Here is a 22,442-nt window from a genome sequence, read left to right on the forward strand (position 1 = left end):
GGTCAGGCCCGGTTGTTGACGCGCTCGGCGATCCACTGATCGATTTCGATGGAATCCCAGCCGACGGCGCGCACACCCAGGCGCAGCGCCTGCGGGAACTGGCGCTTCTTCATCAGGTTGTAGATGTGGGCACGCTTGAAGCCGGACTTCGCTTCGACTTCTTCCAGACGCAGAATGCGGCGCTCGTTGGGTGGCAGTACAGGTGTTTGCGACATGGCGGTCACTCCTGAACGCTCAGTGGCGTTTGTTGGCGTGACCTCTATTCAATAGACACGGCTGCGGAAAGACATTGCAAATGCAATCTCCGCGACTGCACATACAAGCTGGCAATCCTCAGAGCGTGGCGCTATGCAGCCGGCGCCTGGCCGTGGCGAACTTGCCGTTCAGCGTCCGCTCGGCGATCCCCATGACGCCGTGGTGATGGGCGACCAGTGCGCTGACCACAGCCTCCTGCGTCTTGAAGCTGGAGTACGGCGTGCCCGAGGGCGACTGGCCGAGCATCAGCTCCAGCATGCCCCCGATGATGTTCAGGTAGGTGGCCTCGGCCCGATCGCTGATCGGGCACTGCGCGCAGGCGGGAATCACCGTGGACTGCTTGAGCAGCGCGTCGTGCTTGTCCTGCAGCTCGCGAAGTTGGCGCTTGGACTGTTCCAGGGCGGATTTCAGGGCGAGCTGCTCAACCAGCATGGCTTGCCCAGTCTCCAGCGAGATGAAGGGATGGGCGATGCGCTCGCTGCGGGAGAAGAGAAAGCCTGGTCGCTGTTCGGGGTAGTGCTGGCGCATCCAGCGCTTCAGATCGACATGGCGGACGGTGAGGTCGGGAGAGTCGATCAGCTCGGTGTCGTGCATCGTGATGCCGTCCCGCCCGAAGGGCAGCTCCCCATTGAGGATGCCGTCATAGATGCGTTCGGTGTACAGCCGCAGTTCGCCCCAGCGTGGGCAGTCCAGCGAAAGTGGCAGGTTCCGGGGCGACGAAATCGAGGCCAGGATCACCTGCTCGTACCGCAGCAGCCCGGCCCAGCGGATGGACGCTTCGATCGGGAGGTAGAACACCTTTGATGTTGGTGCATCATTCTTGTTCTCGTACATGCTCGGTCTCCTTCCAGGAGAAGAACTACATGGCCGACTCCTTTGCCGCCGACATCATGGTCGGCCTGTTACCTGTGCAGGAAACGAGTCCCGAGGCTCGCTTCGTCATGGGGCTTGAGTACTTCTCACCAGTTCGCGCCGCTGGTAGCCGTCGTATGCTCGGTGTGCAAAAATCCATTGATCGCTAGAAGGTCAATCGCCGGAAGGTGGGTTCGACAGCGACGCGCACGCTATCAGGGTCGTAAGAAATTGCGGCCCCTGCAAAACCCACTAGGTATGACTAGATATGCCAGCGGTTTCACGAGGTGCGAGGGGGCGGCAGTGGCCGCCGAACGTCCGGCCGGACGTAGTAAACCCGCGCCTGTGATGCTTGTTTCCGCATCCTGATATATCGACAAAGGCAACGTGCGGTGCGTGCCGCTCCTTGACAGCATCCGAACTAGGTCAGCACCGGAACATCGGCCTAGCCCTCATCGCCGTGGGATGCGGAAGCAGAGAGTGAGAGGTAGGAGGCCAGTTCGAGACCACCGCCGCCGACGTAGCGCCGAGTGTGGGTCGGGTGTGCTGCGTGCAGGTCTATAGAGGTCAGTGGAATTCTTTGGAAGATCTTGTTGGCGAGGATGAAAAATTAGGCTACAATTTAGGTCTTCGCTGGCCACCTCGGCGAAGAAAGGGTTTGGGAAACAACGACTTATGCGCCTAGTGCAAGTCTCGTTTCCCGCTCCAGATTCAACGCAAAAGCCCTGGCCCAGTGCCGGGGCTTTTGCGTTTCAGGATGGCGCCGCGCTGGCCCGCAGATGCCGTGCGAGGCGGGGCGATTCAGTGATCTGCCTCTTCCCATCCGGCGTCCTTCTGCTATCATTTCGGGCTCAGACGCGGGAATAGCTCAGTTGGTAGAGCACGACCTTGCCAAGGTCGGGGTCGCGAGTTCGAGTCTCGTTTCCCGCTCCATCTTTGGCGAAACCTCGGATCACCGGGGTTTTGTTTTTTTCAGCGATGGCCTGGTGGCAGAGTGGTCATGCAGCGGACTGCAAATCCGCGTACGCCGGTTCGATTCCGACCCAGGCCTCCATCGTGTTCCGGAGCACCCCGTGTTCCGTTTGAAGCCCGCGCAAGCGGGCTTTTTTGTGTCCGAGGTGCGTGTGAACGTGCGGCTGGGCCACCTGCCGCGCGTGCTAGCATCGCGGCGCCGCGGAGGCTCGCCCCGCGTGTTCGGCCCGGGTGGCGAAACTGGTAGACGCAAGGGACTTAAAATCCCTCACCCTCGCGGGTATGCGGGTTCGATCCCCGCCCCGGGCATTCCTTCCATTCAGATCGCGGCCATCGTGGGGGCCGCACAGCCGCGATCACGGCTGCCCGGGTGCTTTCTCCGGAGCCGCAGTGCCCAGCGCCTTCCACCCGTCAGGGCCGAGCTTGCGCAGGGTGTCGATGTTGCGGCGGTAGATCTCGTCCGGGTCGCTCATCGCCTCGGCAGCCCGCTCCACGCTGGCTTCCCGCAGCAGGTGCAGGGTCGGGAAGGGCGAGCGGTTGGTCGCGTTCTCCACGTCGTCCGGTGCGGTGTCGGCGAACTGGTAGTGCGGATGGAAGCTGGCCACCTGCAGCACGCCGTCGAGTTTGAGCGTCTCCACCGCGGCATCGGCCACGTCGAGGAAGTCGTTGTAGTCGAGGAAGTCACCCAGCACGTGCGGGTGGATCAGCAACGTGGTCTCGCACTCGGCGGCATCGGCCGCGGCGAGGCTCTGCAGTTCGCCGGCGAGGTCGTCGAGCAACGCGTCGGTGTCGCGCGCGTGGCTCACCGCGTAGCGGATGCGGCCCTGGATGAACGGCGCCCGCGCGAACGGGCACAGGTTGAGCCCCACCACCGCACGCTCCACCCAGCGACGGGTCGCTTCGACATAGGGAACATCCTCCGGCGTCAGGCCGGCGGTGATGAGGGAAGGCACGTCGGACATGGCGGGTTCCTCGCAGCGAGGCGGCGACTATAGCGGTCCGGATCCTGCGCGCGCATGCCGATCAGAACTCCACGATCTCGACCGGCCCGGCATGCTCTCCCGTGAGGACCTCGGCAAACGCCGCTGCTTCGGCCAGCGATTCGCCGGGATGCGAGCTGGTGAGCACGAATCTGGCACGGCCGCCATCGCCGATGGCTACATCGTCGGCCACGTCCTCCAGTCGCTCTGCATCGCGTCCGACGATGCCGATGAAGGTGACGCCATGGTCCAGCCACGCGGCAACGCGGGAAGCGAATTCGGGGTGATATCCGCGCAGGGAATGCACGACGATCTTGCGGGACTGGGTCATGGCTTCTGGAGCGTTGTAACGTCGAGCTTGGTTATAAGCCAGCCGATCCCAGTGCGCCACGATGGACGCTTGCATGTGGCCGCGGTCGCCTCAACCATCCCCTGCATGACCGAGCTGCATTTCGACAACGCCTTCCTCCGCGAGCTGCCTGGCGATCCCGAGACGGGGTCGCGGATGCGGCAGGTGGATGGCGCGCTGTATTCGCGCGTGGATCCGACCCCGGTGACGGCTCCGCGTCTGCTCGCGCATTCGGCCGAGATGGCGCAGGCGGTGGGGTTCAGCGAGGCGGACGTGGCCCAGCCGTGGTTTGCCGAGGTGTTCGGCGGCAACCGCCTGCTCGACGGCATGCAGCCATTGGCCAGCAACTACGGCGGGCACCAGTTCGGCAACTGGGCCGGGCAGCTGGGCGACGGCCGGGCGATCTCGCTGGGCGAAGTGGTGACGGCGTGCGGCGATCGCTGGGAGCTGCAGCTCAAGGGGGCCGGGCCTACGCCGTATTCGCGCACGGCCGACGGCCGCGCGGTGCTGCGCTCGTCGATCCGCGAATTCCTGTGCAGCGAAGCGATGCACCACCTGGGCGTGCCGACCACGCGCGCGCTGAGCCTGGTGGGCACCGGCGAGTCGGTGCTGCGCGACATGCTCTACGACGGGCACCCGGCGTACGAGCCGGGCGCGGTGGTGTGCCGGGTGGCACCGTCGTTCCTTCGCTTCGGCCATTTCGAGCTGCCGTTTGCGCGTGGCGATCACGCCCTGCTGCGCCAGCTGGTGGAGTTCACCATTCGCCGCGATTTTCCGCACCTGCACGGCGAGGGCGAGGCGCTCTACGCCGCATGGTTCGGCGAAGTGTGCGAGCGCACGGCCCACACCATCGCGCACTGGATGCGGGTAGGTTTCGTGCACGGCGTGATGAACACCGACAACCTGTCGATCCTCGGCCTCACCATCGACTACGGCCCGTACGGCTGGATCGACAACTACGACCCGGAGTGGACGCCCAACACCACCGACGCCGGCCGGCGCCGTTACCGTTTCGGCCAGCAGATGCAGGTGGCGTGGTGGAACCTGTCGCGGCTGGCCTCGGCGATCTCGCCGCTGTTCGCCAGCGTCGAGCCGCTGCAGGCCGGGCTGGACTGGTACGCCAGTACCTATGCCACGATCGAACGGCGCCACGCGGCGGACAAGCTGGGGCTGGCCGAGTCACGCACCGAGGACGATGCCCTGCATGCACAGCTGCGCGGCCTGATGGCGCAGGCGCAGATCGACATGACGCTGTTCTATCGTGCGCTGCTGGATTTCGACCCGGCACAACCCGGGCCGACGCCGGCGATGGAGGACGCGTTCTACGACGCCGACCTGCGCCGGCAGCACGACGCCGCGCTGCGCGACTGGCTGGCCCGCTACACGCAGCGGCTGGCGCAGGATCCGCAGACCCGCGAGCAGCAGCGCGATCGGATGCGGCAGGTCAATCCGCGCTACGTGCTGCGCAACTACCTCGCGCAGGAGGCGATCGATCAGGCCACGGCCGGCGACCTCTCCGGCGTGCACACCCTGCTCGAGGTGATGCGACGGCCGTACGACGACCAGCCCGGTCGCGAGCACTATGCGCAGAAGCGGCCGGACTGGGCGCGCGAAAAGGCCGGTTGTTCGATGCTGTCGTGCAGTTCGTGAGCTATCGCGCGGGGCGTGCTCGCGAATGAGGCGCTGACGCTCAGCGCAGCGCCTGCGCCACGAACTGGCGCAGCTGGCTGGCATTGAGCGCGCCGGACTGGCGCGCGATCTCGCGCCCCTCGCGCAGCAGTACCAGGGTGGGAATGGAGCGGATCGCGAAGCGCTGCGCCACCGCCTGCTGTGCGTCGGTGTCCACCTTGGCCAGGCGCACCCGTGGCTCCAGCTCTTTCGCGGCCGCGGTGAATACCGGTGCGAAGCCGATGCACGGCCCGCACCAGGTGGCCCAGAAATCCACCAGCACCGGCAGGTCGCCGCGGCCGGCAATGGCGTCGAAGTTGGCGGTGGTCAGTTCCACCGGATGGCCGGCGAACAGCGGCTGGTGGCAGCGCCCGCAGCTGGGCTGCTGGGCGATGCGTTCGGCGGGTACGCGGTTGAGGGCGCTGCAATGCGGGCAGGGAACGGCGAGGGGCGAGGTCATGGCGCGATCCGGAGACGGGAATGCTCCCCAAGATGATGGCCGGCGCGCCGGGAACAAGCCCCTGGCAATTTTCCCGTCGTCAGCTGCCTGAACGGGTGGCCGTCCGCTCGGTGCATCGCGGCCAGCGCAATCGATCGCGTACGGGTCGGTTCATGGATCGCGCTATTTCCGGTTGCGCGCGATCCAGTTCCGGTAGGTCCGGTAATGGTGAATCGCAAAGCCGGCGAAAGACGGATGGTCGTGCAGTGCCAGCTCCACCGTCCGCAATGCCTGTTCGAACACGTTCGGCCCTGCCTTGTCGAAGGTGACCTTCTCGAGCTCGTTGGGCGAGACCTCGAGGCCGATCACCACCTTCTTGCCGATCCGGTCGGCATAGGCGATCTCGCTGGCGGCGAGCGAGAGGATGCTGTCGCTGCCCGCGGCCTTGTGGCGGTAGTCCATCAGGGCGACGTAATCGAACAGCGCGATGACGTGCTCGCTCACCGGACGCTTGACGCCTTTCCATTCCAGCTCGATGCCGTCCAGCCAGAACGGGATGGCCGGCCCCACGGCCAGGGTGGCGTGGTATTCGCGCTTGATCGCCATCAGCGCGTCGCCCATGTCCAGGAACCCGGCGAGCAGGCGCTGGCGGGTGTCGTCGTTCCATTCGTCGAGGATGTGCGGCTCGATGTCCAGGTTGGCGCCGTCGAAGCGCGCGGTTGCCGGCGCGGCGGCGTTGTACTGCACCACCCGGCGGAACATGTCCTCGGCCTGCTTGCGATAGGCGGGCAGCACGTATTGCTCGGTGTGCAGGTAGCTCGAACCCAGCAACGCATACACCTTCATGTGCTGCCGATGCAGGCGCTTGATGAAGGCGCGGTACAACTCCGGATGCTCGACGATCAGGTTGTGGCCCTGGTACGCATCGGCGTAGAGGTACACGGTGTCGATGTGCTGCCACTGCAGATAGATCACCGCTTCCCGCGCGACGGCCGGATCCTTGACCATGGCGTAGGACTCGGCTTCCCAGGTCCATACGGCGCGGCTGATCCCGGCCATCGCGCTGATCGGCAGCGCGCACAGCAGCACGATCAGGCACCAACGGGACGTGCGACTCACGGCGCGCCGCCGACCGCGGTGCTCCCATCCACCGGCATGTGGTAACGCCCTTGCCCGATCGGTTTGCCGGTTTCCGGATCGGACGGAAACACCGATACGTAGCAGCGACTGCTGCAGGCATCGGGACGTTGCAGTGCCAGTTGCACCTGCTGGTGCCCATGGGCGAGCAGCTGCAGGGCACGGCCGGAGGTTTCCTGCAGTTCCCGGCCATCCTCGGCGGTCAGAACCACCAGTGGCACAAACGTGCGGCTTTGTCGTGCATCGCCGTTGTCGAACCGGGCCGTCAGCTGCAGGTTGCGGCCGACCTGCGCCACCTCGATCGATTGCGTCGACAGGCCATGCACCACCGGCGCGTCGCCGGCTGGTGGCAGCGTCTGCGGGGCCGCCTGATAAGCCACCAACGTGGGCTTGGCGCCGTCCGGAGCCAGTGCCAGTTTCTGCATGAAGATCGCATTTGCCTGCTCGTAGCGTTGCCGACGGAGCGTCGCCCAGGCGAACGCCGCCGCGTCGTCGCTCGGCAGCAGGTGCATGCCTTCCTGCAGCTCGAACAGCTGCCCGTTGTGCAGCCACCAGAGGCCGGCGAGGAAATCCGGCGCGCTGGTCTTGGTCTGCTGCAGGGGCAGTTGGTGGATGTTGCGGAAGCTGTCGTCCGTGTCCAGGGCGCCGCCCAGCCACGGTGTCTGCGCCGGCCGTTTCAGTCCGTAGGTGTGCGACAGCAACGCCATCAGCGACGGCGTGACGTCCAGATGCGAGGACACGGCGCGAAAGTGCCGGGTCTGCTTGAGCAGCGGCGAGAAGATCACAAGCGGCACGCGGTAGCGGTCGATGTGCTCGCCCATCGGGATCTCCGGCAGGCGATGGTCGCCGGTGATCACGAAAATGGTGTTGGCGTACCAGGGCTGCCTGACCACCGTATCGAAATAGCGGCGCAGTTGGTCGTCGGTGTAGAGGATGGTGCTGTAGATGTCCGCATTGGCCCGGTAGGCGGCCAGCTCGCCGTCCGGAATGTGCATCTCGCGCAGGCGCTGCTCGAAGCGCGCGAGGTAGGCGTCCTGCCCTGGAAACTTGTAGGCGGTGTGCATGGAGATGGTCTGCATCGCCAGCAGGAACGGGGTGGGCTGTTGCGTGCTGTCGGCCAGCACGCGCGACACCAGTTCCTTGTCCGGGTAACCCCATTCGCTGAAGGGGTTGAGCGCGTAGCCGGGGCCGAAGGTCGTCTTGTCCACCAGCTTCTGCACGCCCTGCAACTGCATGAACTCGCGTTCGTGGTCGAAGCCGGTGTCGGTGCCGTTGTAGAACGCGGTGTGGTAGCCCTGTTCCTCCAGCAGGTTGAACAGCCCGGGGCCTGGGGGCATGCGCGCACCGAGCGCGGTGAAGCCCTCCCGCGCGAACGGCGCCGAGTTGAACAGGCTCGGCAGCACGCCGAAGGTGCGGCCCTGGTTGGCGAGGAAATTGTCGAAATACAGGCTGCGCGTCGCCAGCTCGTCGAGGAACGGCGTGAAGCTCCCCAGCGACGCCTGCGTGCCGGAGAACGAGCGGCCGAGCCCTTCGACCACGATCACCACCACGTTGGGCGGGCGGCCGTCGGACGTGGGCGCGAAGTACGCACCCAGCGTGTCCGGCGTCTGCTCGGGGTGCAGGAACGGAAACTGCGGATCCAGCGGTGGCATGTCAGCGCCAGCCGCCGCCGCCTCGCCGGATGCCGGCACCGGCGTAGCGCCGGCATGACTGGTCGACCAGCGCCAGATATCGGCACCGAACCACGCCAGCTTGTTGCTGGCCAGATCGCGCGCCGCGTCGTTCTTGAGTGCCTGCGCGCCGGTGGGGAGCGACGGCAGCCAGGCGAGCAGGCCGGCGATCAGCAGCACGCTGGTCCATCGCATGCTGCCTTCGGCGCGGCGGCGCGCGCTCACGTACAGGCCGCCCCACAGCAGCAGCAACGGCAGGCCGAAGGCCAGCACGCTGCGCAGGTCGAACGGCGTGTCGGACAGCGTGGTGTGGATTTCCCCCACGCTGTATCCGAACAGATCCGCCCCCAGCGGCACGTGCGCCACCTGGAAGTACTGGTTGAGCGCGGCCTGCACCACCACGAACAGCGACCACAGCATGCCCAAGGCCACGAGGCGCAGACGCTCCCGTCGCAGGGCCAGCAGCGGAAGCGACAACAGCAGCAGGATCGGCACCGCGCGCAGCAGTATCAGCGCAGCCTGCGCCAAGGCAATGCCGGCGATGGTCCACGGCTGGCCGCCGTCGACGCTGACACCGGCGACACCACTGACGACTGCGCCTGCCACCAGCGCCAGCTGCGCCAGCACCAGCGCCGGGAACGCGGCGGAGAAGCGCGACCAGGCGTGGCCCGGTTGCGGGGAAGTGGCAGACAGTGCCCTCACCACAGCGTGTACAACGTGAGCGAAACGATTCGTTCGTTGACGCCGGCCACGTCACTGCCCTTGGCGTAACCGGCGCTTGCCTTGAAACCCCAGCGCGGCGACAGGTAGTGGCTCCACGCGGCGCTGAAGGCGGCACTGTGGTTGATCACCTGGGTGTCGAAGCGGTTGAGGTCGGTGCTGCGGCCGTTGCTGACGCTCAGCTCCACGTAGTCGTAGGCATCGCCACGGTAGTAATTGCGCAGCTGTAGGCGATTGCTCCAGCTGCCGGAACCGACGCCGGGCACGTATTGCAGCTTGTAGCGCGCGTACCAGTTGCCCCAGTAGCGGCCGACGCCGACGCCGTAGAACTGGGTGTCGCTGGCGAAACGCAGGTGATCGACGCTGGCCGACAGCTCCCAGCCCTGGCCCACGCCCTGGAACACTTCCGCGCGCCATTCCTGCCGCGGCAGCACGCCCGAGCTGGGGCCTTGCTGGTAGCGCAGGTTGGCGTAGGCGCGCGACCAGAGCGGCACGTAGCCATCCAGCGCCAGCGCATGGTCGCGGGTGCCAAAGTGATCGGCGCGCAACAGTTCCAGCGCGAGCGAACCCTGGCTGAAGTAGCGGCGCAAGGACAGGTCGGCATCGTTCCAGCCCTGCTGTCCGCCGGTGAAGCCGGTGTGGTTCCAGCCCAGCGAAGCCCCCCAGTGGTACTCGCCGCCGAGCTCGGCGGCGCGCGGCAGCAGGCTCTGCCGCAGGCTGTTGATCTCGGCGGCGTCCGCCCCGAGCGCTGCGGCCGCGTCGAAATCGGCGCGAGCCGCGCCGAGCTGCCCCAGGTCGCGCTGAGCACGTCCACGCGCGACATACGCGCGCGGCTCGCGCGGCGCCAGGGTGATCCAGTGCGCATAGGCATCGACCGCCTGTTGCGGGCGATCGCTCCAGCGGTAGAGATCGCCCAGCGCCGACCAGGCATCGGCGTATTCCGGGCTTTGCCGGACCACCGTGCGCAGGTCGCTCTCGGCCGCGGCGTATTGCTCGTCCCAGGCATAGGTGCGTCCGCGTGCCAGCAGCAGATCGCCGTTGCCGGGATGCTCGGCCAGCAGGGCCGTGTAGCGCTCGATCGCCAGCTTCTTCTGGCCGCCGGTGGCGAGCGCGCGTACCTGCACCATCTGCGTCGCCAGCGAGTCGGGCGCGGCGGACTGCGCCATCAGGCAGGGCGAGATCGCCGCCGCCGTCAATGCCAGCAGCAGAGGCCAGCGGGCGCGGGGCGCGCGCGCGCAAGGGCGGGGCGTGACTAGGGAGGGATTCCTGCGGGTCATGGATGGACGCTCCCCTCGGCTGGCGTGTCGATGGGCATCGTGTCGTTTTCATCCAGGTTGTGTTGCCACGAGGCATCGCGACGGATGGGCCCCCATCGACGGTGTTTGCGCAGTCCCAGCAACCAGAGCAAGGTGCCGTAGAAACGCCAGCAGGAATTCATCTGGCGGTAGCCGAAGTTCTCCAGCACCGCCACGGCGAACAGGCGCAATTGCTGCGACGGCCGTGCGTACAGGCCGAAGGACAGCTCCTCCAGCAGCATTGCGTTGACCGACAGCAGCATGCCCATGCCGACCGCTGCCGCCAGGAAGATCAGGAACGCCTGCAGCGGCACCAGTCCGGCCAGCGCCAGCACGATCATCGACACATAGCCGACCACTTCGATGAGTGGGCCGAGAAACTCGAACACCAGCATGAACGGGAAGGCCACCCAGCCCGCCGTGCCGCCGCGCCGGCTGAACATCAGGCCGATGTTCGACCACAGGCTTTCGGCCAGGCCGCGCTGCCAGCGCACGCGCTGGTGGCCCAGCGAGGTGACGTCTGTCGGCACCTCGGTCCAGCACACCGGGTCTGGTACGAACACGATGCGGTAGTCGCGCTTTTCTTCGCGCAGGTTGCGATGCAGCCGGACCACCAGGTCCATGTCCTCGCCCACCGTATCGCCGCGATAGCCACCGATGGCGATCACCCGCTCCTTGTAGAACACGCCGAACGCGCCGGAAATGATCAGCAGCGCGTTCATGGGCGACCAGCCCATGCGTCCGAACAGGAAGGCACGCAGGTACTCGATCACCTGGAAGCTGGGCAGCCACTGGTTGGGCAGGCCCACCTTGGACAACATGCCGTTGTTGACCGTACAGCCGTTGAGCACGCGCACCACGCCGCCACTGGCCACCACGCGACCATCCTCCAGAAACGGACGCACCACTCGCGAGAGGCTCTCCGGCTGCAGGATGCAGTCGGCATCCACCACGCAAAACAGCGGATAGCGCACGCAGTTGATGCCGGCGTTGATTGCGTCGGACTTGCCGCCCTTGGCCTTGTCCACCATGCGCACGCGCGGGTACCGCGCCGAGGCGTAGACGCCCTTGACCTCTTCGGTGTGCAGCCGGGCGCGATAGGCCTCGGGCACCTTCACCAGGCCAAAGGCCTCGATCAGCGCCGCGCGGGTGCCGTCGCTGGAACCGTCATTGACCACGACGATCTCGAACAACGGGTAGTCGGTCTTGAGTAGCGAGTGCACCGAGGCCACCACCGACTTCTCCTCGTTGTGCGCGGGCAGCACGATGCTCACCGGGGGCTGGTAATCGCGCAGGCCGGGCGGCAGGTAGTTGGCCCGGTATTCGCGCATGTAGCGCACGATCTGATAGGCGGAGACGTAGTTGAGGAGCAGGTAGGTCAGGTTGATCGCCACGAAATAGATCATGAAGATCCATTGCATCGACGCCAGCACGTGGTCCCAGGAGCCGTGCCAGAACATGGCCAGGGGCGCATTCCAGTGGATGCTCATGCCGCAACCCCCAGGTCGTGCTCGGAAAGCACTTGATCGATGATGTCGCGGCCGTAGGCGTCGCTCTGTCGTTGTTGCATCTGGCGCAATTCAGTGGTCCCCATGCCCGGCAGCATGTGCAGCGCCTGGGCGGCGCGATAGCGCACCCACCACACCTGGTCGGCCAGCAACGGTTCCAGGCGCTGGCTGTCGGCCGCCTCGCCGATGCGGCCGAGCGCCGATGCCGCGTGCATGCGCACGTGCCAGCGCGATGCGCCGAGGAAGCCCGCCACCCGCTCGCGATCCTGCTTGTCGTTCACCAGCTGCAAGCAGACGGAGATGGCGTGGTCGTCGGCCGAGGTGTCGAGCAGTTGCCGGATCACCCCCGCGGCATGCTCGGGGTCGATGTCGGCAAGGAACCGCACCAGCTTCACCATGTTGCTCTTGTTGGCGCGAAGCAGCGCGTTGTCGAGTTCGCGCACCGCGCTGCCATCTTCATTTCGGGCCAGCACGCTGGCCACGTTGCCCGGCATCCAGTCGTCGCGCTCCATGATCATCGGCACGAACTTCGCCATTGCCTGGGGTGGATCCACCTTTCCCAGCGCATGCGCAGCGCACAGCGAGACAATCGGGCTGCGGTCGTTCAGGAACGGCACCAGCTCGTCAAACACGCGGTGGTCGCGTAGATGGCCCAGCGCCACGATGGCCATGGCGCGGTCGTGGTAATTGCCGGGCAGCATGTGTCGCGCTGCGTCCATCAGGCCCACGCGATGCCCCAAGGGCAGAAGTCGCGCCGAGTCCGCCTGCGACAGCGATTCGTGGGTTGCGTTCCAGGCTTCGATGAAGCCGGCCGCTTCATCGCGTGCCAAGGGCCGTACCTGTACTTCTTCCCCCGCCAGCGTGTGTCGCATCACCTGCAACCAGTGTTGCAGCGCGCGTTTGTTGCGAAGTTCACGCTTTTGCGAGTGCGCCCGCAGGCAGACGATCACCGTCAGCAGGCCCAGCGCAAGCAGCAGGGTGAGCGCGGCCACCCAGTAGGCCACGGCGAGCAGCGTCGCCCCATCGGCAGCAATTTCCTTCACATACCCTCCTTCGTCGCCCGTGCCTCACGCTTGTGAAACCTCGGTCGACTATCATGACGGGTGTGTGACATGCATGCTTCGTACCAGGCGCTGGTAACGGATTCTGGTTCATGCTCCCTCGTTCATGGAGATCAGCGATCTCGAAGCCGGCCGCCCCGCGCCCGCGGTAATAGGGCTGGGTGGCAGACTGCCCGCAAGGCTTCGCCTGCGCAGTACCAGCAGGCCGGGGAGCGGCGGTTGGTCGAGACGCCGGGCAAGGCGATGTGAACCGGCAGCGCGGCCGCTGGTCTTCCAGCAGAAGGTGCCGACGCCCTGCCAGATGGGCAACCCGCGCCTGGCGTGGTGTCCGTGGAAATGGTTCGGCGGCCGGCCCGCAGGGACTTCGATGATGGTCGGAGCGCCGGGGCTGGGCCGGCCGGGCTCCCTGTGGTCAGCTGCCTGAACGGCCGGCCGCGAGCTCAGTGCGCCGAGGCCAGCGCCGTGCGTACCGCGCGCTCGATGGCGTCGTAGCCGCCTTCGCCGATATGGGTGTAGACCACGCGGCCCTGCCGGTCGATCACGTACTGCGCCGGCCAGTATTGGTTGTGCCAGGCGTTCCAGGTGGCGTAGGCGTTGTCCTGCGCGACCGGGAACGTGATGCCCAGGCGCTTCACCGCGGCCAGCAGGTTGCCGGTGTCGCGCTCGGCCGCCAGCTCCGGCGTGTGTACGCCGACCACCACCAGGCCCTGGGCGCGGTACTTCGCATCGAGCGCCTTCACCTGCGGCAGCGCGTGCAGGCAGTTGATGCATTCGAAGGTCCAGAAGTCGACCAGCAGCACCTTGCCACGCAGTCCGTCGGTGGTGAGCGGCGGCGAATTGATCCAGCGGGTGACGCCGGTGAACGCCGGAGTGCGGTCGCCGGCGGTGAGCGAGGTCTGCGCGGAAGCCGGCAGGGCAGCGAGGGCGAACAGCAAGGCAAGCAGAGGGCGCAGCGGGAAGCGTGGCATCGGGGCATCTCACAGGAGCGGGCGGCGGGCGCCCGCGGTGCTTCCCATACGACGCAAACGGCCCGCCGGTTACCCGGCGGGCCGCTGCATGGCGAGATCGACCGGCGGCTTACTTCACGCCGTACAGCGCCTCCACGTCGGCGCGCAGCTGCGACTGGCTGTCCGGGCGGGCGTAGAACATGTGGCCGCCGGCATAACTCTTGACCTGCACACGGTTGGGATCACCCATTGCCGGCATCTGGTCGACGATCAGCACCGAGGCCATGAACGGGCAGGAGAGGTCGTCCCAGCCGTGGGCGATCAGCACGCGCAGGCCCGGATCGTTGGCCACCGACTCACGCAGCTCGTTCACCGAGCCGCGGTTGGCATCCTTGTCCTGGTGCCACAGGCGATTCACCTGGTAGCTGAGCGCGTTGTAGCGCGCGTCCACCTTCCAGCCGACGGTCTTGGTGACGAAGTTGACCATCGCCGTGGTGGTGGGCGCGATGATCCCGTTGAGGATCGGATCGCCGGTCATCTGGCGCGGCGCGTACGGGAACGGGTCCCACGCGGTGACGTTGGAGTCGTAGCGGCTGCCCAGCTTGCCTTCGGCGCGGTAGACCTCGCGCAGGTAGGCCTGGGTTTCCAGCCGCCCGCCCGAGCGCTTCACGAACAGCGGATCGAGGCCGGTCAGCTCGGTGACCTTCTTGATCATCGCCTCGGTGGCGGCCGGATCGCTGCGGCCCTTCATCAGCGCGGTGGCGTACTCGTTGCGGGTATAGGCGACGATCGGCGCCATCGCTTCGGCGCTGAGCTTGTGCTCGCGCTCCAGGTTGGCCGCGGCGATCGAGGGCAGGGTGAGCATCCACGGCAGCGGCGAGACGTTCTCGTCATCCGACGCGGCCGGATCGAGGTAGGGCGACACCAGCACCAGGCCGTTCATCGCCACACCGAGCTGGGTCTGCAGGTAGTCGGTGACGCGCGGCCCGCGGAAGCCGCCGTAGCTCTCGCCCACCAGGTACTTGCGCGAGTCCATGCGGCCGTTCTTCACCAGCCAGTCGTAGACGATGCGCGAGAGATACTTGATGTCGTTGTCGGTGCTGTAGAACAGCTCGGTGGCTTTCTTGTCGTCCACCAGCGCGCGGCTGTAGCCGGTGCCGATCGGATCGATGAAGACCAGGTCGGTGAAGCCCAGCCAGGTGCCGGGGTTGTCGCGCAGCGTGGCCGGGTCGGAGGGATTGGCGCCCTCCACGCCGAAGTTCACCCGCTTCGGGCCGATCGCGCCGAGGTTGAGGTACACCGACGATGCACCGGGTCCGCCGTTGAGCGCGAACGTCACCGGGCGGTCCTTGCCGGGCATGGTGTAGGCGGTGAACACCACCTCGCCGGTGATCTCGCCCTGCTCGTTGCGCACCGGCAGCGAACCTACCGTGACGGTGTACTTCAGCGTCTTGCCGTCCACCGTGGCGCTCTGCGTGATGTGCGCGTCGGCCGGCAGCGGCGGCAGGTGGAAATCCTTGTCGGCGACGGCGGGCGCGTCGGCCGCGGCGGGTTTGTCGGCGGCGAAGGCGAGTGTCGTCGTGCCGACGGTCAACGCGGCGAGCAGGGCAAGCGAAAGCGTGTGGCGCACGGTGGAGTCCTGGCGGGGAAAGTCCCCGACCGTAGCGGTCGGGGCGCGCCGGCGACCGTGCAGGAAGTCATGCTCCGGACCAAGGTCCGGGGGCGACCTCACTTGATGCTGACCAGCTCCACGTCGAACACCAGCGCGGCGTTCGGCGGGATGTCGCCGCCGGCGCCACGGCTGCCATAGCCCATCGCCGAGGGCAGCAGCAGGGTGCGCTTACCGCCAACCTTCATTCCGGCCACGCCGTCGTCCCAGCCCTTGATCACCTGGCCGGCACCGAGCGGGAAGGTGAAGGTGCCGCCGTGGTCGAACGAACTGTCGAACTTCTTGCCGTGGTGGTCCGGCGCCTGGGGGTCGTAAAGCCAGCCGGTGTAGTTCACCTCCACCGTGTCGCCGGATTTGGCCACGGCGCCGGCGCCGACGGTCTGGTCGATCGTCTGCATCGCGGGGATGTCGGTTGCCGTGGAGGCGTTGCCGGATGGGCTGGAGCAGGCGGCAAGCAGCAGCGGAAGCAGGCAGAGCAGACGGCGCATGGGAAAGACTCGCTGTTGAGTGAGCCGGCATTGTAGCCGGCGCTCTCGCTGCAAGGCCGCGCCTGCAGTTGGTAGCTCAGCGACACCGTCAGCCTGTTGTTCCAGCAGGCCGCGCCACGGCTGCGCAAGGCGACGCGCCTCGGCCGGCGAAAGACGCGAATGCGATGCTCGAGCCGGGACTCAGCCGGCGTCCGGCGCGCCTTCGGGGGTGCCGCGGCCCAGCACGTCGGGCAGCGGCTGGCCCTGCTCGGTGAAGCTCAGCGACACCGAGTTCAGGCAATGGCGCTGGCCGGTGGGCGGCGGGCCGTCGGGGAAGACGTGGCCGAGATGGCTGCCGCAGCGCGCGCAGACTTCTTCGGTGCGAACCATGCCGTAGCTGGTGTCGCGGATGTAGCGGATGTGCGCGTCATCGTACGGCTGGAAGAAGCTCGGCCAGCCGGTGCCGGAGTCGAACTTCGCGCTGGAGCGGAACAGCGGAAGACCGCAGAAGCGGCAGGTGTAGACGCCGGTCTTCTTGTTGTCGAGGAACACGCCGCAGAACGCCGCCTCGGTGCCGTGCTGAAGCAGCACGCGATGCTCGTCGGCGCTCAGCCCGGAGGTGATCGTCTCGCGCTGCGCATCGGTGGGCGGGGTGAGGTCGAATCGGGACATGACGGCTCCGTGGCGGTGGCGATCCCGGAAAGGTGGGGGCGGCTTGGTGTTGTCCAAGCCTGCGAGGCGGGGCCGGCAGGCCGCCGCAATCGGCCCCGCCTCACGCCAGCGCCTGCAACTGGCCCTGCACGTCGTTGATGGCGTTGCGGATGCGCTGGCTGAAGACCGAATCCTCGTGGTGGATCAGCACCAGTCGCTCGGTGGCGCGGGTCATCGCCACGTAGAGCAGGCGCGCCTCCTCGGTCTCGTCCTTCCCCGGCTTGGGCAGCGAGCCCAGGCCCGGGATGATCACGAACGGGAATTCCAACCCCTTGCTCGAGTGCATGGTCACCAGCTTCACCGCATCTTCCACCACGAACAGCGTGCGCTTGGCGTCGCCCTCGGCCAGCCGGCTGGCGATGCCTTCGCGCTTGAGCGCCTCGTGCAGCTTCTCGCCCTCCCACTGGTTGCGGAAGATCACCGCCATGTCCGACAGCCGCCGGCCGTTGGCGGCCTCGTCGCGGATGCACTGGATCAGCACGGTGAGCTGGGCGGCGGCGGTGTCGGTGCGGATCAGCTCGGGGATCGCGCCGCGGCGCCCGGCGCTCTCCGGCGCGATCAGCGGCACGCCGTCATCGTCGCCGGCGCTCTCGATCAACAGGTCGCTGGCGAAGCCGCGCGCGACGGAGAGGATCTCCAGCGTGTTGCGGTAGTTGAGCTTGAGAATGGTGGTGCGGCCCTGCGCCTGCACGCCCAGCTCCTTCCAGGTGAACTTGCGCCGGTCGCTCTTGCCGTAGATGTTCTGCGCGTCGTCGTACAGCACCAGCAGCGAGTTGGTGCTGGGATCGACCATCTGCACGATCAGCTTGTACCAGTCCGGCTCGAAATCGTGGCCTTCGTCCACCAGCACGGCGCCGTACTGGAAGCGCGGGATTTGCCCGCGCTCCACGCCCGTCATCACCCGCTCGACCATCTGCTCGAAGAAGTTGTCGCTGCCTTTTTCCGGCAGGTCGACGTGGTAGGTCACCAGCATCTGCCGGCACCAGGCGTGGAAGTTGCGCACGCTGACCTTGTCGGCCAGGCCGCGTTCGCCCACGAGTTGATCGAGGCGCGAGGCGAGCGTCTTGTTGTAGCAGAGCACCAGGATGGGTTTGGCCATCATCCGCGCCAGCTGCAGGGCGCGGAAGCCGAGGATCATCGTCTTGCCCGAGCCGGCCACGCCGTGGATCAGCCGGTGGCCGTCGCCGAGCGAGCGCGCCAGCTGCTCCTGCTGGGCGTCCATCACCTTGATCAGCTCGGGAATCTCGATCGCCTTGGCCGGCGCATCGGCGGCCGGGAACAGGCCAAACTGGCCCGCGCCCGGGTCCACCCGCAGTTCGGGAAACAGGTGCCAGCGCACCCGGTCGATCTGCGGCAGGGTGAGCGCCACCGGAAAAACTTGCGGGAACATCGCCCACAGCCGCTCCTGGAACGCTTCGGCCTCCACCGTCTCGTAGATCTCGTCGCGGCAGATCACCAGGTGCGGCGGGATCACCGCCTCCAGCCCGGCCTCGTCGAACTGCTTGCGGCTGATGTTGGCCAGCACCACGCCCCAGCCCCACGGCATCACCAGCTTGCCGGCGTGGCGATGGCCGGGCGGGTAGTGCAGCGCCGGGTCGCGCTGCAGCACCACGCCCACTTCCAGCGCAAAGGCGCGCGCCTGCAGCAGGGGATTGTTTTCCTTCACCGTGCCGCGGTCGGTGATCAGGGTGAACTGGGTGCTGTCGGCCTGCTGGATGGTCTCGGCCTTCCAGTCCTTCACTTCCAGCACCAGCAGGCCGCGGCGCGGGTGCACGATGACGAAGTCGGGGTGGCGTTGCTTGAGGCCGACGGGCACGTCGTACCAGATCAGGTAATCGTCTTCGAGCTTCTGTTCGAGTCGTTCCGAGACGCGTTTCTCGCCGCTGGTCATGCGCGGCAGGCAGCTGTTGCGGGTGGGTATGAGGGTGGCCATCCAGCGTCCGGCGAGTTTTCCTACGGCGAAAGTAGCGAAACCCCGCAGGCTGTCAACGGCGGGCACGCCCCCGGCAACCGCGGCCCGGCGCGCGTTTCGCGCACGCAGGTTCGCGCAGCGCAGAAGCGACGGTTACCATGCGCAGGCCGCCAGGGTAGGGCACTGAGCGGGCAGCACGTGATGCCCGTGAAGGTCGGTCGAGGGGGAGAGGATGCCGGTTCAGGTCGAAACGCTGTCGCTCATCAACGCCGTGCAGGCGTTGGCCCTGGGGTTGATGCTGTGGGCCGGTACGCACGGCGACAACGGTCCGACCCTCATGGCGATCCGCCTGCGCGCGCTTGCGCTGGGCATCGAGGCGGCGGGCTACGCGGTGCTGGCTCTGCAGGCGTTCGTTTCGCCGGCTGCCCTGCTGATGGGGGGCAATGCCCTCAACCTGCTCGCGCAGGCAATGGTGGTGGTGTCTATCCGGATGCTGCTGGGCAAGCCGCTGCGCATCAAGTCGGCCACGGCGGTCGCCGTGCTCGGCTGGGCCGGCGTGGCGTGGCTGGGCATCGTGTATCCCGATTACCGCCTGCGCGTGCTGTGGGGGTCGCTGGCGATCGCCGCCAACGTGCTGCTCAACATCGAGGCGCTGCAGGGGGGCTGTCGCGGCGGCGGCACCCGCGCGCGTTGCGTGCTGCTGTGGGTCTACCTGTTGGCGCTGGCGCTGGTCCTGTGGCGCAACGGCGCGCTGTGGTTCGGCGACAATCCGCCTGATCAGGTCGTCACCCCCTCGCCGGTGAACGTGTTCTATGTCCTGCTTTCGGGCATGCAGCCACTGCTGGCCAGCATCGGGTTCCTGTTGCTCTACAACGAGATCCTGCGCCGCGAGCTGCACGACCTGGCGCGCATCGATCCGCTCACCGGCGTGGCCAATCGACGCGCTATCGGCGAGGTTTCCGAGCGCATGCTGCGCGAGGCGCGCGCCTGGCGCGGTTCGGTGGGCGTGCTGCTGGTGGACGCAGATCACTTCAAGACCATCAACGATCGCTTCGGCCACGAGGGCGGCGACAAGGTGCTGCAGTCGCTGGTGACCTGCATCCAGAGCATCCTGCGTACCGACGACATCGTCGGTCGCGTCGGTGGCGAAGAATTCCTGGTGCTTTCGCCGGGCGTCGATGCGGAGGGGGTGCTCGTGCTCGGCGAGCGCATCCGCAGCACGGTGGAGCGTGAGGTGCTGCAGATCGACGGCGAGAGCCTGCGGCTGACGGTGTCGATCGGCACGGCCGTGGCCGGGCCCGGCGAGTGGGACATGAACACGCTGCGACGTCGCGCCGACGCGGCGCTGTATGCCGCCAAGCGCGCGGGCCGCAATCGGGTCGTGGCCGGTGCCGAGTTGGTCGCCTAGGAGCCCGTCGAACTTTGCTTGAGGCGAAAATCTGGACCGCGCAGCCGGATTTGCAACCCGGCCGACCAAGTTCGACAGGCTCCTAGCCTCCCTTCAGCGCATCCCAGCGATGCAGCGAGCGCGGATCGCGCCCCAGCCGGCGGCAGGCGTGCGCGGCGATGCCGTCGGTGAGCGCGGCGCGGAACACCGGCGCCATCGCCCACAACGCGTGCGCGGCCATGCGCGCCTGCGCGCGCTGCACCGGCGTGCGGCGCAGCATCCGCAGCGCCCACTCCGGCAGCAGGGCGGCACCGGCGTGCAGAAACACGTCACGCGACAAACCCGCCGCCGGCACCGGCAGGCGCACGTTGCCCAGCACCTCCAGCACCACGCGGGTGCGCTCGGTCCAGGCGAGGGTGGGACGCACCTGGCGGAAGTAGGCCAGCACTTCGGCTTCGCTGCGCGGCACCTCGCGTGCGCCCAGCGCTTCGGCCACGCGTCGCGACTCGTCGTAGTAGCGGTCGGCCGCGCCCTCGGGCAGGCGGATGTGGCTGTAGCGACGGTAGCCCTGCAGGAAGCTGTACGCCTCGGTGGCGTGCACCCAGGTGAGCAGGGCCGGATCGTTGGCCTCGTACGGACGGCCGTCCTCCGCCACGCCGCGCACCTGGTCGTGGATATGCCGCACGCGCTCGATCAGCGCCTCGGCGGCAGCGCGCGGCGCGTAGGTGGTGCCGCCGACGAAGGTGGTGGTGCGGCGCAGCCGACCGACCAGATCCTCGCGGAAGTTCGAGTGGTCCCACACGCCGGCCAGGGCCAGCGGATGCAGGGTCTGCAGCATCAGCGCGGCGAGGCCGCCGGCCAGCATGCCGGGGAAGTCGGCGTGGACGCGCCAGGTGGCGCCGTCCGGATCGAACAATCCCGGATCGCCCACCGGCGCGTCGTAGTCCACCACGCCACCGCCGTGGCGCGGAAAGGCTTCCACCACCCAGCGACGGATCGCCGCCTGGGCCGGGCGCGTGACGAGATGCAGGGGTGTGGGCATCACGCGATCTTAGCCGCCACGCATGCGGCAGCCGCGCCGCGGCGGCTGGACTGCGGCAACCTGCGCCAGTGGCGCGTGCGCGACGCGCTGCGCCTTATGCCATTTTCGACGTTTGCATCGGCGGCGCGATGTGCTATCCATAGACGCATGTCGACCCGCTCCTTCCACGCTTACGTCTGGTTTTATGGCTATCCGAAGCCGCAGGCGGAGCCAGGGGCGCGATCGTAGGCAACACACCGATCCCACCGAATCCTGAAAGCCGCCAGCCCACCACTGGCGGCTTTTTTCATGGCCGCAGTGGACCCCGAACCCGAGGAGCCCCGCCCCATGAATCCGTCCACCGACGACCTGCGCATCCGCGAACTGAAGCGCCTGAGTACGCCCGCCGAAGTGATCGGCGATTGCGCCACCCCTGATGTGGCGCATCGCACGGTCAGCCGCACCCGCGAGAAACTCCACGCCATCCTGCAGGGCCGCGACGACCGTCTTGCCGTGGTGATCGGCCCGTGCTCGATCCACGACACCCGCGCCGCCATCGAGTACGCCCAGCGGCTCGCCGCCGAACGCGAGAAGCACGCTGACGCGCTGGAAATCATCATGCGCGTGTACTTCGAGAAGCCGCGCACCACGGTCGGCTGGAAGGGGTTGATCAACGATCCGGACCTGGACGGCAGCTTCCGCATCGACCGCGGCCTGCGCCTGGCGCGCGGCCTGCTGATCGGCATCAACGAGCTGGGCGTGCCGGCCGGCTGCGAGTTCCTGGACATGATCACCCCGCAGTACATCGCCGACCTGGTGAGCTGGGGCGCGATCGGCGCGCGCACCACCGAGAGCCAGGTGCATCGCGAGCTGGCGTCCGGCCTGTCGTGCCCGGTGGGCTTCAAGAACGGCACCGACGGCAACGTGAAGATCGCCGTGGACGCGGTGCAGGCGGCGTCGCAGCCGCACCATTTCCTGGCCGTGACCAAGGACGGGCGCACCGCCATCGCCACCACCGCCGGCAACGGCGACTGCCACGTGATCCTGCGCGGCGGCAGCGCGCCGAACTACGACGCGGCCAGCGTGGAGGCGGCCAGCATCGCCATCGGCAAGGCCGGCCTGACCCCGCGCCTGATGATCGATGCCAGCCACGCCAACAGTTCCAAGAAGCCGGAAAACCAGCCGGCGGTGGTGGGTGACGTGGCCGCGCAGATTGCCGCCGGCGAGTCGCGGGTAATCGGCGTGATGGTCGAAAGCCACCTGGTCGCCGGCCGGCAGGATCTCGTGCCCGGCCAGCCGCTGACCTATGGCCAGAGCATCACCGATGGCTGCATCGACTGGGATGCCTCGGTGGCCGTGCTGGCGCGGCTGGCCGAGGCGGTGCGCGCGCGCCGGCAGGCCGTTCGGCAGGTGGCTTGAGCG

General features: G+C 67.4%; 20 protein-coding genes and 3 tRNA genes. 7 read left to right on the forward strand and 16 right to left on the reverse strand.

The window, feature by feature from the left end; all coding sequences use genetic code 11:
* Window positions 1-2 precede the first annotated feature (2 nt).
* Together ISP17_RS16175 and ISP17_RS16180 are read right to left on the reverse strand one after the other, a co-directional pair.
* Window positions 3-215 carry an AlpA family transcriptional regulator gene (locus tag ISP17_RS16175; protein WP_011347600.1) on the reverse strand — a complete coding sequence of 71 codons (213 nt, stop codon included), beginning with the start codon at window positions 213-215 and terminating at the stop codon, window positions 3-5.
* A 118-nt stretch (window positions 216-333) separates the two neighbouring features.
* Window positions 334-1,089, reverse strand: coding sequence for a hypothetical protein (locus ISP17_RS16180; RefSeq protein WP_011347601.1), 756 nt, complete (start codon window positions 1,087-1,089; stop codon window positions 334-336).
* 29 nt (window positions 1,090-1,118) lie between these two features.
* Here ISP17_RS16180 and ISP17_RS16185 point away from each other — a divergent pair, with 29 nt between their 5' ends.
* The 4 genes from ISP17_RS16185 to ISP17_RS16200 all read left to right on the forward strand — a co-directional run bounded on the left by ISP17_RS16185 (window position 1,119) and on the right by ISP17_RS16200 (window position 2,388).
* Complete coding sequence (locus ISP17_RS16185) at window positions 1,119-1,277, forward strand: hypothetical protein (protein WP_167310314.1); 159 nt, start codon at window positions 1,119-1,121, stop codon at window positions 1,275-1,277.
* 687 nt (window positions 1,278-1,964) lie between these two features.
* Window positions 1,965-2,040, forward strand: a tRNA-Gly gene (locus ISP17_RS16190).
* Between the two features lie 47 nt (window positions 2,041-2,087).
* Window positions 2,088-2,161: transfer RNA gene (locus ISP17_RS16195), tRNA-Cys, on the forward strand.
* 143 nt (window positions 2,162-2,304) lie between these two features.
* Window positions 2,305-2,388 (forward strand) — tRNA-Leu (locus tag ISP17_RS16200).
* Between the two features lie 47 nt (window positions 2,389-2,435).
* On the opposite strand, the gene ISP17_RS16205 is transcribed toward ISP17_RS16200, so the two are convergent.
* Both ISP17_RS16205 and ISP17_RS16210 read right to left on the reverse strand, forming a co-directional pair.
* Window positions 2,436-3,041 (reverse strand): DUF1415 domain-containing protein, encoded by a 606-nt coding sequence (locus ISP17_RS16205; RefSeq protein ID WP_404634959.1) that lies wholly within the window; start codon window positions 3,039-3,041, stop codon window positions 2,436-2,438.
* 61 nt (window positions 3,042-3,102) lie between these two features.
* The gene (locus ISP17_RS16210; RefSeq protein ID WP_404634961.1) at window positions 3,103-3,465 is read right to left on the reverse strand and encodes a hypothetical protein; all 363 of its coding nucleotides are present in this window, start codon (window positions 3,463-3,465) and stop codon (window positions 3,103-3,105) included.
* A gap of 30 nt (window positions 3,466-3,495) precedes the next feature.
* On the opposite strand from ISP17_RS16210, the gene ISP17_RS16215 reads away from it, so the two are divergent.
* Window positions 3,496-5,058 (forward strand): protein adenylyltransferase SelO, encoded by a 1,563-nt coding sequence (locus tag ISP17_RS16215; RefSeq protein WP_404634963.1) that lies wholly within the window; start codon window positions 3,496-3,498, stop codon window positions 5,056-5,058.
* Window positions 5,059-5,098: 40 nt separating this feature from the next.
* Here ISP17_RS16215 and trxC read toward each other — a convergent pair whose 3' ends face one another.
* From trxC to ISP17_RS16270, 11 genes are all read right to left on the reverse strand, one after another.
* On the reverse strand, window positions 5,099-5,536 hold the full coding sequence (gene trxC, locus ISP17_RS16220; RefSeq protein ID WP_404634965.1) for a thioredoxin TrxC: 438 nt from the start codon (window positions 5,534-5,536) through the stop codon (window positions 5,099-5,101).
* Window positions 5,537-5,698: 162 nt separating this feature from the next.
* Window positions 5,699-6,634 carry a hypothetical protein gene (locus tag ISP17_RS16225; protein ID WP_404634967.1) on the reverse strand — a complete coding sequence of 312 codons (936 nt, stop codon included), beginning with the start codon at window positions 6,632-6,634 and terminating at the stop codon, window positions 5,699-5,701.
* Window positions 6,631-9,024: an LTA synthase family protein gene (locus tag ISP17_RS16230; RefSeq protein ID WP_404634969.1), complete on the reverse strand. Its 2,394-nt coding sequence runs from the start codon at window positions 9,022-9,024 to the stop codon at window positions 6,631-6,633. The genes ISP17_RS16225 and ISP17_RS16230 overlap by 4 nt, the downstream gene beginning before the upstream one ends.
* Entirely contained in the window at window positions 9,021-10,319 is a 1,299-nt protein-coding gene (locus tag ISP17_RS16235; protein ID WP_404634971.1) for a YaiO family outer membrane beta-barrel protein, read from the reverse strand. Before ISP17_RS16235 ends, ISP17_RS16230 begins: the two co-directional genes overlap by 4 nt.
* A complete protein-coding gene (locus tag ISP17_RS16240) occupies window positions 10,316-11,827 on the reverse strand; it encodes a glycosyltransferase family 2 protein (protein ID WP_404634975.1) in 1,512 nt (503 codons plus the stop codon). The genes ISP17_RS16235 and ISP17_RS16240 overlap by 4 nt, the downstream gene beginning before the upstream one ends.
* Window positions 11,824-12,888 (reverse strand): HEAT repeat domain-containing protein, encoded by a 1,065-nt coding sequence (locus ISP17_RS16245; protein WP_404634977.1) that lies wholly within the window; start codon window positions 12,886-12,888, stop codon window positions 11,824-11,826. The genes ISP17_RS16240 and ISP17_RS16245 overlap by 4 nt, the downstream gene beginning before the upstream one ends.
* A gap of 458 nt (window positions 12,889-13,346) precedes the next feature.
* Complete coding sequence (locus tag ISP17_RS16250) at window positions 13,347-13,874, reverse strand: redoxin family protein (protein ID WP_404634979.1); 528 nt, start codon at window positions 13,872-13,874, stop codon at window positions 13,347-13,349.
* 109 nt (window positions 13,875-13,983) lie between these two features.
* The gene (locus tag ISP17_RS16255; RefSeq protein WP_404634981.1) at window positions 13,984-15,483 is read right to left on the reverse strand and encodes a S10 family peptidase; all 1,500 of its coding nucleotides are present in this window, start codon (window positions 15,481-15,483) and stop codon (window positions 13,984-13,986) included.
* Between the two features lie 98 nt (window positions 15,484-15,581).
* Window positions 15,582-16,010, reverse strand: coding sequence for an FKBP-type peptidyl-prolyl cis-trans isomerase (locus ISP17_RS16260; RefSeq protein ID WP_404634983.1), 429 nt, complete (start codon window positions 16,008-16,010; stop codon window positions 15,582-15,584).
* A 180-nt stretch (window positions 16,011-16,190) separates the two neighbouring features.
* On the reverse strand, window positions 16,191-16,661 hold the full coding sequence (gene msrB, locus ISP17_RS16265; protein WP_404634985.1) for a peptide-methionine (R)-S-oxide reductase MsrB: 471 nt from the start codon (window positions 16,659-16,661) through the stop codon (window positions 16,191-16,193).
* Window positions 16,662-16,761: 100 nt separating this feature from the next.
* Entirely contained in the window at window positions 16,762-18,633 is a 1,872-nt protein-coding gene (locus tag ISP17_RS16270; protein ID WP_404634987.1) for a 3'-5' exonuclease, read from the reverse strand.
* A gap of 211 nt (window positions 18,634-18,844) precedes the next feature.
* Here ISP17_RS16270 and ISP17_RS16275 point away from each other — a divergent pair, with 211 nt between their 5' ends.
* Window positions 18,845-20,020 carry a GGDEF domain-containing protein gene (locus ISP17_RS16275; protein ID WP_404634989.1) on the forward strand — a complete coding sequence of 392 codons (1,176 nt, stop codon included), beginning with the start codon at window positions 18,845-18,847 and terminating at the stop codon, window positions 20,018-20,020.
* Window positions 20,021-20,102: 82 nt separating this feature from the next.
* On the opposite strand, the gene ISP17_RS16280 is transcribed toward ISP17_RS16275, so the two are convergent.
* Entirely contained in the window at window positions 20,103-21,041 is a 939-nt protein-coding gene (locus tag ISP17_RS16280) for an oxygenase MpaB family protein (protein ID WP_404634991.1), read from the reverse strand.
* Window positions 21,042-21,368: 327 nt separating this feature from the next.
* Between ISP17_RS16280 and ISP17_RS16285 the strand changes: the two genes are divergently transcribed.
* Window positions 21,369-22,439, forward strand: a complete 1,071-nt coding sequence (locus ISP17_RS16285) for a 3-deoxy-7-phosphoheptulonate synthase (protein WP_404634993.1) — start codon at window positions 21,369-21,371, stop codon at window positions 22,437-22,439.
* The last annotated feature ends 3 nt before the right edge of the window (window positions 22,440-22,442 follow it).

It is taken from the genome of Dyella ginsengisoli (assembly GCF_044904665.1).
Lineage (GTDB): Bacteria > Pseudomonadota > Gammaproteobacteria > Xanthomonadales > Rhodanobacteraceae > Dyella_A > Dyella_A ginsengisoli.